At 66.4% G+C, this 15,756-nt stretch carries 13 protein-coding genes; 8 read left to right on the forward strand and 5 right to left on the reverse strand.

Features of this window, described 5'->3' with window-relative positions:
* The first annotated feature begins 45 nt into the window (after positions 1 to 45).
* Together ACQP1G_RS10835 and gatB are read left to right on the forward strand one after the other, a co-directional pair.
* Positions 46 to 1,428, forward strand: a complete 1,383-nt coding sequence (locus ACQP1G_RS10835) for an alpha/beta hydrolase family protein (RefSeq protein WP_433201730.1) — start codon at positions 46 to 48, stop codon at positions 1,426 to 1,428.
* A gap of 129 nt (positions 1,429 to 1,557) precedes the next feature.
* Complete coding sequence (gene gatB, locus ACQP1G_RS10840) at positions 1,558 to 3,063, forward strand: Asp-tRNA(Asn)/Glu-tRNA(Gln) amidotransferase subunit GatB (RefSeq protein ID WP_433201733.1); 1,506 nt, start codon at positions 1,558 to 1,560, stop codon at positions 3,061 to 3,063.
* 65 nt (positions 3,064 to 3,128) lie between these two features.
* Here gatB and ACQP1G_RS10845 read toward each other — a convergent pair whose 3' ends face one another.
* Positions 3,129 to 4,235, reverse strand: a complete 1,107-nt coding sequence (locus ACQP1G_RS10845) for a PQQ-dependent sugar dehydrogenase (protein WP_433201736.1) — start codon at positions 4,233 to 4,235, stop codon at positions 3,129 to 3,131.
* A gap of 111 nt (positions 4,236 to 4,346) precedes the next feature.
* On the opposite strand from ACQP1G_RS10845, the gene ACQP1G_RS10850 reads away from it, so the two are divergent.
* Entirely contained in the window at positions 4,347 to 5,243 is an 897-nt protein-coding gene (locus ACQP1G_RS10850; protein ID WP_433201739.1) for a DoxX family protein, read from the forward strand.
* A 201-nt stretch (positions 5,244 to 5,444) separates the two neighbouring features.
* On the opposite strand, the gene ilvD is transcribed toward ACQP1G_RS10850, so the two are convergent.
* Together ilvD and ACQP1G_RS10860 are read right to left on the reverse strand one after the other, a co-directional pair.
* Positions 5,445 to 7,286, reverse strand: a complete 1,842-nt coding sequence (gene ilvD, locus ACQP1G_RS10855; RefSeq protein ID WP_433201742.1) for a dihydroxy-acid dehydratase — start codon at positions 7,284 to 7,286, stop codon at positions 5,445 to 5,447.
* Between the two features lie 350 nt (positions 7,287 to 7,636).
* A complete protein-coding gene (locus ACQP1G_RS10860) occupies positions 7,637 to 8,239 on the reverse strand; it encodes a PH domain-containing protein (protein ID WP_433201745.1) in 603 nt (200 codons plus the stop codon).
* Positions 8,240 to 8,570: 331 nt separating this feature from the next.
* On the opposite strand from ACQP1G_RS10860, the gene ACQP1G_RS10865 reads away from it, so the two are divergent.
* The 4 genes from ACQP1G_RS10865 to ACQP1G_RS10880 all read left to right on the forward strand — a co-directional run bounded on the left by ACQP1G_RS10865 (position 8,571) and on the right by ACQP1G_RS10880 (position 13,457).
* A complete protein-coding gene (locus tag ACQP1G_RS10865; RefSeq protein WP_433201748.1) occupies positions 8,571 to 10,499 on the forward strand; it encodes an acetolactate synthase large subunit in 1,929 nt (642 codons plus the stop codon).
* Positions 10,496 to 10,999 carry an acetolactate synthase small subunit gene (gene ilvN / locus ACQP1G_RS10870; protein WP_040693551.1) on the forward strand — a complete coding sequence of 168 codons (504 nt, stop codon included), beginning with the start codon at positions 10,496 to 10,498 and terminating at the stop codon, positions 10,997 to 10,999. The genes ACQP1G_RS10865 and ilvN overlap by 4 nt, the downstream gene beginning before the upstream one ends.
* A 256-nt stretch (positions 11,000 to 11,255) precedes the next feature.
* Complete coding sequence (ilvC, locus tag ACQP1G_RS10875; RefSeq protein WP_174566238.1) at positions 11,256 to 12,257, forward strand: ketol-acid reductoisomerase; 1,002 nt, start codon at positions 11,256 to 11,258, stop codon at positions 12,255 to 12,257.
* Between the two features lie 228 nt (positions 12,258 to 12,485).
* Complete coding sequence (locus ACQP1G_RS10880) at positions 12,486 to 13,457, forward strand: acyl-CoA thioesterase (RefSeq protein ID WP_433208374.1); 972 nt, start codon at positions 12,486 to 12,488, stop codon at positions 13,455 to 13,457.
* Between the two features lie 48 nt (positions 13,458 to 13,505).
* Here the strand turns inward: ACQP1G_RS10880 and ACQP1G_RS10885 are convergent, their stop codons facing one another.
* Positions 13,506 to 13,928 (reverse strand): hypothetical protein, encoded by a 423-nt coding sequence (locus ACQP1G_RS10885; protein ID WP_433201751.1) that lies wholly within the window; start codon positions 13,926 to 13,928, stop codon positions 13,506 to 13,508.
* A 251-nt stretch (positions 13,929 to 14,179) separates the two neighbouring features.
* Complete coding sequence (locus ACQP1G_RS10890) at positions 14,180 to 14,467, reverse strand: hypothetical protein (protein WP_433201754.1); 288 nt, start codon at positions 14,465 to 14,467, stop codon at positions 14,180 to 14,182.
* Positions 14,468 to 14,753: 286 nt separating this feature from the next.
* Between ACQP1G_RS10890 and ACQP1G_RS10895 the strand changes: the two genes are divergently transcribed.
* Positions 14,754 to 15,644, forward strand: a complete 891-nt coding sequence (locus tag ACQP1G_RS10895; protein WP_433201757.1) for an AAA family ATPase — start codon at positions 14,754 to 14,756, stop codon at positions 15,642 to 15,644.
* The last annotated feature ends 112 nt before the right edge of the window (positions 15,645 to 15,756 follow it).

The following is a 15,756-nucleotide window of genomic DNA, read 5'->3' on the forward strand; positions in this document are numbered from 1 at the left end:
GCCGGTTTCGCCGGAACTCCCAGCGCGGGTCGGTAGTGTTGCGGCATGCGCACAGGGCGATGGCTCGTCTCGATTGTGTTCCTGATCGTCGCGGGGGTGGCGGGGTGCTCGTCATCGGATAAGGATGAGCCCCGGTCGCTGACCGGGGACTGGCACGGCGCCATCGAGGTGCCCGGCGCGCCGCTGGCGGTCGGGGTGAGCTTCGCCGACAACGGCGGCGCCACCATTGATATCCCCGTGCAGGGTATGAACGGTGCGGAGCTGAAAGACGTTTCCGCCGAACCGGATCGGGTGGCATTCGCGATTCCGAACATTCCAGGCGACCCGGTATTCCAAGGCAAATTCGATAAGAACGCCAACCGCATCATCGGTGAGTTCCGTCAAGCAGGTCAGAGCCTGCCGCTGACGTTGCAGCCGGGCAAGATCGAGGCGCCCGCGCGCCCGCAGGAGCCGAAACCGCCGTACCCGTATCGATCCGAGGATGTCAGCTACCGCAACGGCGATATCACCATCGCGGGCACACTGACCAGACCCGAGGGCAACGGTCCCTTCCCGGCAATCTTGCTGATCTCTGGCAGCGGCGCACAGGACCGCAACGAAGATCTCATGGGCCACAAGCCTTTTCTACTGCTGGCCGATACGTTCACCCGCGCGGGCTACGCCGTGCTGCGCACCGATGACCGAGGCGTCGGCGGCACCAGCGGCAAACTCGACGACGCCAGCTACACCGACCTCGCCGGTGACGCGGCGGCCGGGGTGAGCTTCCTACGCGCCCGCCAGGAGATCGACCCGGCCCGCGTCGGCCTGTTCGGCCACAGTGAGGGCGGCTACCTCGCACCGCTGGTGGCCGCGCGCCCCGACAGCGGCGTCGCCTTCGCGATCCTGATGGCCGGTCCGTCGGTACCGGGCTGGGCGGTGCTGATCGAACAGAACCGCGCGCTGCTCACCGCGGCCGGCGCACCGCAGTCGCGGGTCGACGACCAGGTCGCCTTCATCACCGACTGGACCAACCTGATGCGCTCCGGCGATCTGGCTGTCGCCAGAGACCTCAACCAACGCCACAACGAATCACTGCCTCCGGGTCAGCGCGCGTCCGCCGAGACGCTCGACGCCTACAACACGGCCTATATGGCAGCCTTCATCACCTACGACCCGGCCCCCGCACTCTCCGCCCTGCGCATTCCGGTTCTCGCCTTCTTCGGCACCAAGGATATGCAGGTGCTCGCCACCCAGAACGAACAGCCGATGCGCGATCGCCTCGCCGCCGATCCCGACGCCACCGTCCACGTCTTCCCCGACCTCAACCACCTCATGCAGCCCGCGAACTCGGGCCTGCCCAGTGAGTACACCGGCATCGAAACCACCATCTCGCCCGACGTCCTCACCTACGTCACCGGGTGGCTCACCCAGCACGCCCCGACCCGCTGACCAACCGCGTGGCGGGCGTGGCGAGCGGGTTAATAGACTGATCGCTATGAGCGAGCGCAGCGAGCGAACAATCGGCACAGCCGCCCTGGGTGTGGTCATGACGGAGCCGAGTGCCAGCGAGGCGCGGTCATGAGTGCACCCACCGTCGACTTGATGGACTATGTCGATGTTATCGACCGGTTCGAGCCGGTGCTCGGCATGGAGGTTCACGTCGAGCTGAACACCGCGACCAAGATGTTCTGCGGTTGCCCGACCGAGTTCGGCGCGGCTCCCAATACTCAGGTGTGCCCGGTGTGCCTCGGTCTGCCGGGGTCGCTGCCGGTGGTGAACCAGCAGGCCGTGGAGTCGGCGATTCGGATCGGGTTGGCGCTGAATTGTTCGATCACGCCGTGGGGCCGCTTCGCGCGCAAGAACTACTTCTACCCGGACCAGCCGAAGAACTACCAGATCAGCCAGTACGACGAGCCGATCGCCACCAATGGGCACCTCGATGTGGTGCTCGATGACGGCAGCACCTTCCGCGTCGAGATCGAGCGCGCCCATATGGAGGAGGACACCGGCAAGTCCACCCATATCGGTGGCGCGACCGGCCGCATCCACGGCGCGAGCCATTCGCTGCTGGACTACAACCGGGCCGGAGTGCCGCTCATCGAGATCGTCACCAAGCCGGTCACCGGTGCGGGGGAGCGGGCGCCGGAGGTGGCGCGCGCGTACGTGACCGCGCTGCGTGAAGTCCTGAAGTCGCTGCAGGTATCCGACGTCAAGATGGAGCAGGGCTCGCTGCGCTGCGATGCCAATGTCTCGCTGATGCCCATCGGCGCAACGGAATTCGGCACCCGCACCGAGACCAAGAACGTCAACTCGCTCAAGAGCGTCGAGGTCGCGGTCCGCTTCGAAATGCGCCGCCAGGCTGCCATTCTCGCCGACGGCGGCTCGATCCTGCAGGAGACCAGGCACTTTCACGAGGCCGATGGCACCACCTCGCCCGGCCGGGTCAAGGAAACTTCGGAGGACTACCGGTACTTCCCCGAGCCGGACCTGGAACCCGTTGCGCCCGCCGAGGATTGGGTGGACCGGCTGCGCGGCACCATTCCGGAGTACCCGTGGCTGCGCCGCGCGCGCATCCAGTCCGACTGGGAGCTGTCCGACGAGGTCATGCGCGACCTGGTGAACGCGGGCGCGCTGGATCTCATCATCGCCACCGTCGACGCGGGCGCACCGGTCAACGACGCCAGGTCCTGGTGGGTCGCCTACCTTACCGAAAAGGCCAAGGAGCGTGAGGTTTCCCTGGAGGACCTGCCGATCACGCCCGCCCAGGTGGCCGAGGTGATCGGACTCGTCGAATCGAAGACGGTGAACAACAAGGTCGCCAAGCAGGTCGTCGACTTCGTACTGGCGGGCGAGGGCGATCCGGCGACGATCGTCGAGACCAAGGGCCTCGGCATGGTCAGCGATGAGACCGCATTGCAGGCGGAGGTGCGCAAGGCGCTGGAGGCCAATCCGGATATCGCCGAGAAGATCCGCTCGGGCAAAGTGCAGGCCGCTGGCAAGATCGTCGGTGACGTCATGAAGGCCACTCGCGGCCAGGCGGACGCGGCGCGAGTACGCGAGCTCGTGCTCGCGGAGTGCGCCTGAGTTCTGACTGCCATCAATGCGACTGGACCGGTCCCTCGGGACCGGTCCAGTCGCATGTGGGCTCGTTAGTCCGGGCCGGCGCCCGCCGACGGCGGCGGGATCTTGATCACGCGATCGTCGAAGGGGCCGTGATTGTCGTCATTGTTGACCGTGGTCGCCCAAATGGTGCCGTCACCACCGGCCGCGGCCCCGCCGAGCCTGCCGTATTTGTCCTGCACGATGAAGGTCGGCGCGGCCGTCACCGCGTGGGTGTTCGCATCGGGATTCGCGATCGCCAGTGCCTTCGCCCCCGACATCGCGATCGCCACCGTATCCGGCCCCGCCGCACAGCCCGCGACACCGGGGCGATCCGGCCAGGTCCAGGCGGTGGTGACGGATCCGTCCTTGGCCAGGCGCTGCAGTCGGTCCTCGGTCGCGGTGCGGTCGGTGATCCAGACGCTGTCCTTGCCGTCATCGCAGAGATCGCCCGCCGTGCCGAGGCCGGAGACAACGACCTCGGCGTTGGCACCGGGTGACGGCGAGTTGATCCGCAGCACCTTGCCAGCCAGCGACGATGGCGCGCTGGCCAGACCGGGATTGCCCGCATCGCCGGTCAGCACCAGCAGTTCGGTCGGCGAGACGAATTCCAGGGCACCGTGATTGCCGACGGACCCCTTAGGAATGCCGGTCAGAATGTCCTTGGGCGGGCCGTTCTCGGCGATGCGCACCACCCGGTTATCGGACGCGGTGGTGATGTAGGCGTAGATGAGTCCGTCCTCGCGGTAGGTCGGCGAGAGGGCGATATCGGTGATGCCGCCGTCACCGGAGCCGTCCACATCCACCTGGTTGACCAATACCGGAGGTGACTGCGGGTCACTCGGATCCACCGGGACGGTCTTGTAGATACGACCGGTGCGCCGTTCCGCGACCATCGCATCGTCGCCGAACGTGATGATGCCGCCGGTGGAATCCAGGCAGGTGGTGATCACATTCGGGTCCGGGTCGATACACGGGCCGGTCGGGCGCGGCCGCTGCGAGGGGTTCTGCTGCGGCGATTTGGGTTCGGCGGGGTTGAAGGTCGGTTCGGGTGTGAACGGGCTGGAGGCGGAATCGTCGAACCGAGCGCAGCCGACCAGCAGGACGGAGCCGAGCGCCAGGCTCAGGGCGATGCGCCCCGCGACAACCAAACTCATGGTTCAGACGTTACGGAAACCGCGGCCGATGTGCTGCTCCGGGTCGAGAAACGGACACGCCGTCGCGTGGTCACCGCCCACCGGCGCGTGCGGCGGCATAGGGTATCGACCGTGACCGAGAAGCCGAAAGATACATCCGCGCCCGGCATCGAGGGCGCGTCGACGGATGGGCAGTCGGCGGTGTCGTCCACCGGTCGTGGCGTGACCAGTCCTTATGATTCACCCACCGGCGAGATGCCCAGACTGAACCTGCCCTCCGATACCTCGCCGCTCGGCCGAGGTCCCGATCTGACCAAGGACGTGCCGCGCACGGAAGAGGAACTCGGCCTCGACCCCGAGATCCCCTCGGTCGGCGAGCAAGCCAGGGCCAATGACACCGCGACCGCCGCCTACTCCTACGCCAGCATCCCGCCCGCATCGAACGGCCCGGGCGAGCCGAGCCGTCCCCTGCGCCGCCGCAACGGCGATAACCGCCGCGGCACACTCGATCTCGGCCTGTTCGTGCTGCGCCTGGTGGTCGGCGGCACATTCATCTACCACGGCCTGCAGAAGCTCACCGGCTGGTTCAACGGACCCGGCCTGGACGGCACCCGCGACATGATGGGCGGGGGCGGCTGGGATCACGCGACGCTGTCGACGATCCTGGTCATCGCGGGCGAACTCGGCGGCGGCGCACTGCTGGTGCTCGGTCTGGCCACTCCGTTCGCCGCGGGCGCGGTGCTCGCGGTGATTCTCGACGCGTGGATGTGGAAGCAAGGCATGGTCCCGGGCTTCCAGTACAAGTCCTCGGTCAAGAGCGGCGTCGAACTGGAGTCCATCCTCGCGGGCACCGCCGTCGTCCTGCTCCTGACCGGCCCGGGCCGCCTGTCCTTCGACCGCAACCGCGGCTGGGCCACCCGCCCCGCCTTCGGCTCCTTCGCCGTCCTGATCCTCGCCGTCGCCGCCGCCATCGGCACCTGGTACTGGCTGCACGGCGGCAACCCGCTCGTCGGCATCGGTCCCTTCTGATCCGCCTCCCCGAATATTCAGGCCATACCAGTTGGGTGCCACGCGGCCCGCGTTCAGGTCCTGCGTCGTGTGCCCGGCTGAGTTTTGGGGGTGCCCGGATGAGTTGCCCATGTCCTGACGAAATCAGTTGTCGCTGATATACGAACGGCGTTCCTCGTGCACACGAGGAACGCCGTTCGTATTCGGTTGAGCTGCGCGGGTTTACGGCACCTCGCGCACAGCGCCCTTATCGGCCGAGGTGGCCAGGGCGGCATACGCGCGCAGGGCGGTGGTGACCGGGCGGATGCGGTCGACCGGCTGCCAAGGGCGTTCGGCGGCATCCATCTTCGCGCGCCGCTCGGCCAGGGTCGCGTCCTCCACCAGTACCTCGAGGGTGCGAGTCTTGACGTCGATGCGGATCTGATCGCCGTCTTCGATCAGGCCGACAGCGCCGCCAGCAGCGGCTTCGGGGGACATGTGACCGATCGACAGGCCGGAGGTGCCGCCGGAGAATCGGCCGTCGGTGATCAGCGCGCATTCCTTGCCCAGGCCCGCGCCCTTCAGGAATGCGGTGGGGTGCAGCATCTCCTGCATGCCGGGCCCACCCTTGGGTCCCTCGTAGCGGACCACGATCACATCGCCGGGCTTGATCTTCTTACCGAGGATCGCCGAAACCGCCGCCTCCTGGGATTCGACCACCACGGCGGGGCCCTGGAAGGAGAACAGCTCCTCCTCGATGCCCGCGGTTTTGAGGATCGCGCCATCGGGCGCGATATTGCCGCGCAGCACGACCAGACCACCCTCGACGGTGTAGGCGTGGGCCTTGTCGCGGATGCATCCGCCCTCGGCGTCGGTGTCCAATGAGGACCAGCGGTTGTTCGTCGAGAACGGCTCGGTGGTGCGGACCCCACCCGGCGCGGCGTGGAACAGCTCGAGCGCTTCCTCGGATGCCTGGCCGGAGCGGATATCCCAGGTGTCGAGCCATTCGTCGAAGCTCTTGGTGTGCACGGTGGTCACATCGGTCTCCAGCAGACCGGCGCGGCGCAGCTCGCCGAGGATGGCCGGGATGCCACCGGCGCGGTGCACGTCCTCCATGTGGTAGTCGGAGTTGGGCGACACCTTGGACAGACACGGCACCCGGCGGCTGATCTCATCGATGGTCTGCAGATCGAAGTCGATCTCACCCTCCTGCGCCGCGGCCAGGGTGTGCAGCACCGTATTGGTGGAACCGCCCATCGCCACGTCCAGGGCCATCGCATTGCGGAAGGCCTTGGCATCGGCCACATTCCGGGGCAGTACCGACGCGTCGTCCTCGCGGTACCAGCGATTCGCGATATCGACGATCACCGTGCCGGCCCGCTCGAACAGCGCATGGCGGGCGGCGTGGGTGGCCAGCGTCGACCCGTTGCCCGGCAGCGCGAGTCCGAGCGCCTCGGTGAGGCAGTTCATCGAATTCGCGGTGAACATGCCGGAGCAGGAGCCGCAGGTCGGGCAGGCGCTGCGCTCGACCTCGGACAGGCCGTCCTCGCTGACATTCATATTTGCGCTGGCCGCGATCGCGGTGATCAGATCGGTCGGCGCCTGCGCGACACCGCCGACGACAACGGCCTTACCGGCCTCCATCGGCCCACCGGAGACGAACACGGCCGGAATATTCAGGCGCATAGCGGCATTGAGCATCCCGGGCGTGATCTTGTCGCAGTTGGAGATGCAGACCAGCGCGTCGGCCGTATGCGCATTCGCCATGTACTCGACCGAATCGGCGATGATCTCGCGCGAGGGCAGCGAGTAGAGCATGCCGCCGTGGCCCATCGCGATGCCGTCGTCGACCGCGATGGTATGGAACTCCCGCGGTACACCGCCTGCGGCGCGCACGGCGTCGGCGACGATCTCGCCGACGTTCTTCAAATGCACGTGGCCCGGCACGAACTGGGTGTAGGAGTTCGCAATAGCGACGATCGGCTTGCCGAAGTCGGAGTCGGTCATACCGGTGGCGCGCCACAGCGCGCGAGCGCCCGCGGCATTGCGGCCGATGGTGGTTGTGCGTGAACGAAGCGGTGGCATGTAGATCCTCGGGAGGTCGCGGGGGTTGATGTGCGACTGCGCAGATTTCGCCCGGCGGCACCGGGCGAAATCGACGGCCACCCACGTTACTCCCGCGTGCGCGCGGGGCGACGTGCGGCCGCTGGCGGTCGACGCTGCGTTATCGCTGTCGGTCTGTGGTTTTGGATGGTGTCGCCGCGAGGGTGGTCGTCGGCGCAGACGGTGTCATCGGTCGTGTCGGTTCCGGCACCGTCGGTATCCACAGGTCTGGTGAGTGCGGGCGGGGATTGTCCGTCCGACGCGGTCACCAGATCGCGCATCCGTCAGCGAGCTTACCGGCGGCGGTCGCTATCCCCGCCGTCGGTAAATCGCTACGAATCGGAGTCGCGCGCCTCGGTCTCGGTGGCAGGCGCGTCGGTCTCGGTCTTCGTCGCCTCGGCCTCGCGCGCCTCGTACTCGGCCTCCCGAGCTGCGGCCTCGGCCGCGAACAGATCCGGGATCCGTCCGTTCGACGCGCGGATCAGATCGCGCAGCCGGTCGTAGCTGACCGCGGGGAGCTTCACATCGGTGTCATCGGTCAGATGTGCTCGCACGAACCCGCGCTTGGGAATGCTGACACCCGCGACCTGTGCCCAGTCGAGGTGCCGCGAACCGATAACCGTGCGCAGATCCAACCCGGTTTCCGACACCGTGGTGCGCGTGCGCGCGATCCACACCGCCGCCGCGACCGGCAGTAGCAGTAGCCACCACAGCCCGATCGGCCAGCCGACAAAGGCGAAGAATACGCAGAACAGCAGCACGACCACACCGAGGTAGGCCATCTGCGTAATGCGGATGACCTGCACCGTCTGCTTCGGCGCCGCCGGTTCCGGCGAGTTGGGCGCTGCTGGATCCGGCGAGCTACCCGTCTCCGATCCCGCAGCGGGGGTATGGGACGATTTAGCCGGTGGCACGGACTGATGCGGTGATGACACACCACCATCCTCGCATCATGGTGAACGGACTCGAGCACCCGCTCGGTCTCACATAATGAGACCTGTTTGACTGATCGGCTCGCGCACACATACCGTCATGCGCGTGAATCGAAACGAGTTGCTCGTAATCGGCCGGCGCGTCCAGCGTTGAGCCTGACTACCTGAGTCGAATACGTCAGCTCGCGTTGCGACGCGCCACCCTCGAACAGCCTTGCGCTGTCGGGGGCTTTTTTGTGTTCGGGACAAAGTCCTGGCACGTGGCCGCTTCGCAAGGCACCACGTGCAAGCACAATTGTCCGGGGTCTAGTACGAACAGTGAGGAACGAAGACGGTGAGTGCACCAACCGCACGGCCCGGGCCTTCAGCCCGCAGGCCAGCGCCTTCGGCGAATCAGCAGGCCGCGCCCGCTGGTAGTCAGACGACCGCGGCGAACCGTCGCCAGGTCCCGCCCGAGCGGGTCACCGGCGCGCAGTCCGTCATCCGCACCCTCGAGGAGCTCGGCGTCGACACGGTATTCGGCATTCCCGGTGGCGCGATTCTTCCGGTCTACGACCCGCTCTTCGATTCCACCAAGGTCCGCCACGTCCTCGTCCGGCACGAGCAGGGCGCTGGTCACGCGGCAACCGGTTATGCGCAGGCCACCGGCAAGGTCGGCGTCTGCATGGCCACCTCGGGCCCGGGTGCGACGAATCTGGTCACCCCGATCGCCGACGCGCAGATGGACTCGGTGCCGATCGTCGCCATCACCGGTCAGGTCGGGCGCGGGCTGATCGGCACCGACGCGTTCCAGGAAGCCGATATCTCCGGCATCACCATGCCGATCACCAAGCACAACTTCCTCATCACCGAGGGCATCGATATCCCGCGCATCCTCGCGGAGGCCTTCTACCTGGCCGCTTCCGGTCGCCCGGGCGCTGTGCTCGTCGACATCCCCAAGGACGTGCTGCAGGCGCCGACCACCTTCAGCTGGCCGCCGGAGATGCGGCTGCCCGGCTACCGTCCGGTGACCAAGCCGCACGGTAAGCAGGTGCGCGAGGCCGCCAGGATGATCATGGAGGCCAAGCAACCGGTGCTCTACGTCGGTGGCGGCGTGATCAAGGCCGACGCCTCGCCGCAACTGCTGGAACTGGCCGAGCTGACCGGTATCCCGGTGGTCACCACCCTGATGGCGCGCGGCGCATTCCCGGACAGCCACCCGCTGAACATGGGTATGCCCGGTATGCACGGCACCGTCGGCGCGGTCGCCGCACTGCAGAAGTCCGATCTGCTGATCACCCTCGGCGCGCGCTTCGACGACCGCGTCACCGGTCAGCTGGATTCCTTCGCGCCCGACGCCAAGGTGATCCACGCCGATATCGACCCGGCCGAGATCGGCAAGAACCGGCACGCGGACGTGCCGATCGTCGGCGACTGCCGCGAGGTGATCGTCGAATTGATCGAGACGCTGAAGGCCGACCCCACCGGCGCGGCGAAGCTGGACCTCACCGATTGGTGGCAGTACCTCGACGGCATCCGCAAGAGCTACCCGCTCGGCTGGTCGACGCCGAGCGACGGCTCGCTGTCGCCGGAATTCGTCATCGAGGCGCTGGGTCGCCTGGCCGGACCCGACGCCATCTACTGTGCCGGCGTCGGCCAGCACCAGATGTGGGCCGCGCAGTTCATCAAGTACGAAAAGCCGCGCACCTGGCTGAATTCCGGTGGTCTCGGCACCATGGGCTACGCCGTTCCGGCGGCCATGGGCGCCAAGATGGGCGCACCGGATAAAGAGGTGTGGGCGGTCGACGGTGACGGCTGCTTCCAGATGACCAACCAGGAGTTGGCCACCTGTGCCGTCGAGGGCGTGCCGATCAAGGTCGCACTGATCAACAACGGCAACCTCGGCATGGTCCGCCAGTGGCAGACCCTGTTCTACGAGGAGCGGTACTCCAACACCGATCTCGGCACGCACACCCTGCGCATCCCCGATTTCGTGAAGCTCGCGGATGCCCTCGGCTGCCACGGCATCCGGGTCGAGCGCGAGGAGGACGTCGAGGCCGCTATCCGCGAGGCGCAATCCATCAACGACCGTCCCGTGGTGATCGATTTCATCGTCGGCAAGGACGCCCAGGTGTGGCCGATGGTCGCTGCGGGCACCGGCAACGACCAGATCATGGCCGCGCGCGGCATCCGCCCACTCTTCGACGAGGACGAGCAGGCCGCGGAGCCCGCCGTCATCCACGAGGCGATGTCGCACGACAAGAGCAAGGGGACCGAACAGTGAGTACGACTCACACCCTCAGCGTGCTGGTCGAGGACAAGCCGGGCGTGCTGGCACGGGTCGCGGCGCTGTTCTCCCGCCGTGGCTTCAATATCGAATCGCTGGCGGTCGGCGGCACCGAGATCCCGGAGATCTCGCGCATGACCATCGTCGTCACGGTCGAGGACCTGCCGCTCGAGCAGGTCACCAAACAGCTCAACAAGCTGGTCAATGTCATCAAGATCGTGGAGCAGGACGCCGACACCTCGGTCGCCCGCGAACTGATCCTGGTGAAGGTGCGTGCGGACGCCAGTGTGCGGACCCAGGTCATCGAGGCGGTTACGCTCTTCCGGGCGAAGGTGATCGACGTCTCACCGGACGCGCTCACCGTCGAGGCGACCGGGACCCGGTCCAAGCTCGACGCGTTGCTGCGGATGCTCGAGCCGTATGGCATCCGGGAGATCGTGCAGTCCGGTGTGGTGGCCGTGGGCCGTGGGCCGAAATCCATCACTGCGACTCGCTGACGCTCGCCGCCGCAGCGGCGCTGTGTCTTCGAGCCAGCCCAAAAAAGCGGGCTGGCTCGCTGACGCGGCGGCGAGTGCGTGATCCGTCGATCGTGGCGACGAGCTAGTCTTGCTGCGATCTACGGTCGGCGTGCGGCGCTCCCCGCGCACGCGGGGGATCCGATTTGATCCGAAATTTGCAAACTCATCACCTGTCTGACAGGTGTGCCCCGCCAAGGCGGGGATGATCCGAAGGGAACCTACAGTGGCAGTCGAGATGTTCTACGACGACGACGCCGACCTGTCGATCATCCAGGGCCGCAAGGTCGCTGTCATCGGCTACGGCAGCCAGGGCCACGCGCACTCGCTGAGCCTGCGCGACTCCGGCGTCGAGGTCCGCGTCGGCCTCGCTGAGGGTTCGAAGTCGCGGCCGAAGGCCGAAGAGGCGGGCCTGACCGTCGGCACCCCGGCGGAGGTTTCCGCGTGGGCCGACGTGATCATGGTGCTGGCCCCCGACACCGCCCAGGCGTCGATCTTCACCAACGACATCGAGCCCAACCTGAAGGACGGCGACGCGCTGTTCTTCGGCCACGGCCTCAACATCCACTTCGGCCTGATCAAGCCCCCGGCCAACGTGACCATCGGCATGGTCGCGCCGAAAGGCCCCGGCCACCTGGTGCGTCGCCAGTTCGTCGACGGCAAGGGCGTTCCGGCCCTGATCGCCGTCGAGCAGGACCCGAAGGGCGAGGGCCAGGCGCTGGCGCTGTCCTACGCCAAGGGCATCGGCGGCACCCGCGCCGGCGTCATCAAGACCACCTTCAAGGAAGAGACCGAGACCGACCTGTTCGGTGAGCAGGCCGTCCTCTGCGGTGGTACCGAAGAGCTGGTCAAGACCGGTTTCGAGGTCATGGTCGAGGCTGGCTACGCGCCGGAGATGGCGTACTTCGAGGTGCTGCACGAGCTCAAGCTCATCGTCGACCTGATGTACGAGGGTGGCATCGCCCGCATGAACTACTCGGTCTCCGATACCGCTGAATTCGGTGGCTACCTGTCCGGCCCGCGGGTCATCGACGCCGACACCAAGAAGCGCATGCAGGACATCCTGCGTGACATCCAGGACGGCACCTTCGTCAAGCGTCTCGTCGCGAACGTCGAGGGCGGTAACAAGGAGCTCGAGGCGCTGCGCAAGGCCAATGCCGAGCACCCGATCGAGGTCACCGGCGCCAAGCTGCGCGGCCTGATGAGCTGGGTCGACCGGCCGATCACCGAAACCGCGTAATACGCACGAACACCACGGTGGCCCATCCCGATTCGTCGGGGTGGGCCACTGTTGTCTCGGCGGGGCTGGCTACTCGCCCGTAGCGGCGCGGTTGCCTATCGTCTTCGGGGACATCGGAGTCGCAGCCATTGTCTGCCGAACAGATCGCGAGTCGTGAGCATCTCATCCACCACCGGAGTCCCCACTTCCGTACCGAGTCCGGCATCGGCCGGTCGACGCGCCGAGGCTATCCACCGCTTTCTCGTCAAACCAGCCGACGCGGGCATCGCTGGTTCGGTCGACGGCGGCAAGCTACTCGAATGGATCGACAAGGTCGCCTATGCGGCGGCGGCCCAGTGGAGCGGTTGCTACTGCGTCACTGCCTACGTCGGAAACATTCATCTCGACCGGCCGATCGCGGTCGGTGAGTTGGTCGAGTTGCATGCGAATCTCGTGCATACCGGACGCACCAGCATGCATATTCTCATCAGCGTCTATTCGACCGATCCCACCCGACGCAAGCCGGTGCAGACGGCGCAATGTCTGACGATCTTCGTCGCGGTCGACGACAACCGGCGGACTGTGGAAGTGCCGCAGTGGAATCCGACGACGATTCTGGAACTGGAGCGGCATCGGCAAGCGCGGGCACGGGTTTCGGTTCGCAAGCGAATCGAGGAGGCGATGGCGGCGCAGCAGTACACCGCGGCGGGCACCGCGCCGACCGCGACACTGCGCTTCCTGGCCGCTCCGTCGGATATCAACTGGGGTGGCAAGGTGCACGGCGGGCGCACTATGCAGTGGATCGATGAGGCGGCGTATATCTGTGGCGCCGATTGGGTTGGGCAGCACGTGATCACGTCGTACTTCGGCGGGATCCGGTTCTACCGCCCGATTGTCATCGGGCACATTGTCGAGGTGAGTGCGCGGCTGATTCATACCGGGCCGCGCAGTATGCACGTCAGTGTGCATGTGACATCGACGGATACGCATTCCGATGAACCGGCGCTCGCCGCACACGGGTTGGCGGTTGTCGTCGCGGTCGACGACAGTGGCAAGGCACGTCCGGTTCGCCAATGGGATCCGGTATCCGCGGAAGACCGGTCGCTCGATGCGCATGCTCGGCATCTCATCGAGTTGCGCGCGGAGGTCGAGCGGTTCACGTCGGCGAGCGATGTGCCAGCTGATGCCGAGCCCAGCCACTTTCGGGCGCCGATGCCGTGAGGCGGTACGGCGGTCCGCACCGACTGGGGCGGACCGCAGTCGCGGCGATCAGTTATCGGGGCGGTGCTGATTCTTGGGGTTGTTCGGGCTGTTGGGGTTGGCCGGGTTATTGGGGTTGAGCGGGCTCATGGGATTGGCCGGATTGTTGAGGCTGTGCTCCCACTGATATTGCGGGTTGTTCGGGCTGTTGGGGTTGGCCGGGTTATTGGGGTTGAGCGGGCTCATCGGATTGGCCGGATTGTTCAGGTTGTGGGCCCACTCTTCGTCTTCCCGGTTGCGCCGCGCCCGCTCGTCGCGCCACGCTTGTTCGCACTCGTCCCGGTGTTCGGAGGTCTCGCAGTCCGGCTGTGCTCCAGCGGAGCCCGTCGCTGGCGCGGCCCAAGCCGGAATTGCCGAAGCGGTCAAGGGAACTGCGGCGATGGCGGCGGCCACGGCCACCTGGGCCAGCATCCGGCGAGGCGTCGTTGTCATTCCTCCACTCTTGCCTGTTGTCGCCGAAAAATCCTCTGCCGCAGGCGAATTCAGGGAAATCTCAGTCGAAAGTATGAGCCGGGGATACGACCGGGGTAGGGGTTTACCCGGGGTTCGCCATGGAGTCGGTTGGCGACAGGGATTCTCTGGGGTGAGTTCTCGGTGCGGTTACATCAGGAACGTTCGAGACCGCTCGGGCCGAACGCAATGCGGCCCTGCACTGTTCGGTGCCGGGCCGCGACCGGTCCGGATCAGCTGCTGCCGAATGCGCCGCGCGGGAAGAGGTGGCGGGGGAATCGCCAGGGATCGTTCCAGCGACCGGGAAAATCGCAGTCATCCCACCGGCCGGGATGGTGATCCCAGTCGTCGAAGAAGCCGGGGCGGTCGCAATCCCAATCGTTGTGCGGGTGCCGAACCTCGGTCACGCCGGGTTCGGTGGTGGCCGGGTCCGCCGAGGCGGGAATCGCCAGCGCGGTCAACGGAACTGCGGCGAGTGCACCGGCGATGGCCACCCTGGCCACCATGGCCCGGGTTGGCACGGACGTCGTTCTCGAAAACACCGTGAATCCTTTCTATCTGTGGCGAACGGCTGGTTCGCCATCCCCCCGCCGAGGGTCTGCTCACATCTGCGCAGCGACCGCACGTCCACCCTGTGCCGCTTTCGCCCGAAAGGCCAGAGGTGAAGCGGGATTCGAGGGAAGAATCAGCCTTTGGTATGACGATTCCCCTAGCAGGTACACATTTGGACTCAGGGTCTGTCCAGCCCCACTGACACCGCCGCCCCTGACCGAGCGGCCGCGCACGCACGCTCTAGACTGGTTACTGATGAGTAAGTTCTTTGGTTCGGTCGACGAGGTGACGCGACGGCTCACCGACGCCGGATACCTGCCCTCCACCGACATCGCCACCGCGGTGTTCCTCGCCGGTCACCTGGGCAAGCCCCTGCTGATCGAGGGACCGGCGGGCGTCGGCAAGACCGAGCTGGCCAAGGCGATTGCCACTGCCACCACCTCCGACCTGGTGCGCCTGCAGTGCTATGAGGGCATCGACGAGGCCCGCGCGCTCTACGAGTGGAACCACGCCAAGCAGTTGTTGCGCATTACCGCCACCGACAACGAAGACTGGGACAGCACCCGCGACCACGTCTTCACCGAGGAATTCCTGCTGCAACGCCCGCTGCTGGCGGCGATTCGGAACCCGCATCCGACCGTGCTGCTCATCGACGAACTCGACAAGGCCGATATCGAACTCGAAGGACTGCTCCTGGAGGTCCTCGGCGACTACCAGGTCAGCATCCCTGAACTCGGTACCGTCACCGCCGTGCGCAAGCCCTTCGTCATCGTCACCTCCAACGCCAACCGCGACCTGTCCGAAGCGCTGAAGCGTCGCTGCCTCTACCTCCACATCGACTACCCGACAGCCGAATTGGAACGCGCGATCGTCCGCTTGAAGGTGCCCGAGTTGGACGATGCGCTGGGGGAGCCGGTGGTCCGAACCGTTGCCGCACTCCGCGAACTTTCCCTCCGCAAACCTCCATCGATCGCCGAAACCGTTGACTGGGCCAAAACTCTCGTAGCTCTCGGTGCCCGAAACCTCACCGGCACCATCGTCCGATCCACTCTCGGCGTACTACTCAAATACCAAACCGACCACCGCACAGCCATCGATCGTCTCGAACTCCCCGCAGCCGATCTCCACGAACGCAGACCATCATGACCGCCGCTGCCCTGATTCGGCCCGCACCGCCGCGCCCCATGGACGGATATCGGAGGCGCATGCGATGCACTGAACAGGCATGGGTCGCCCATCAACCGCCGCGTCGCTTCTC

Source organism: Nocardia sp. CA-107356, assembly GCF_050946365.1.
Taxonomy (GTDB): Bacteria; Actinomycetota; Actinomycetes; order Mycobacteriales; family Mycobacteriaceae; genus Nocardia.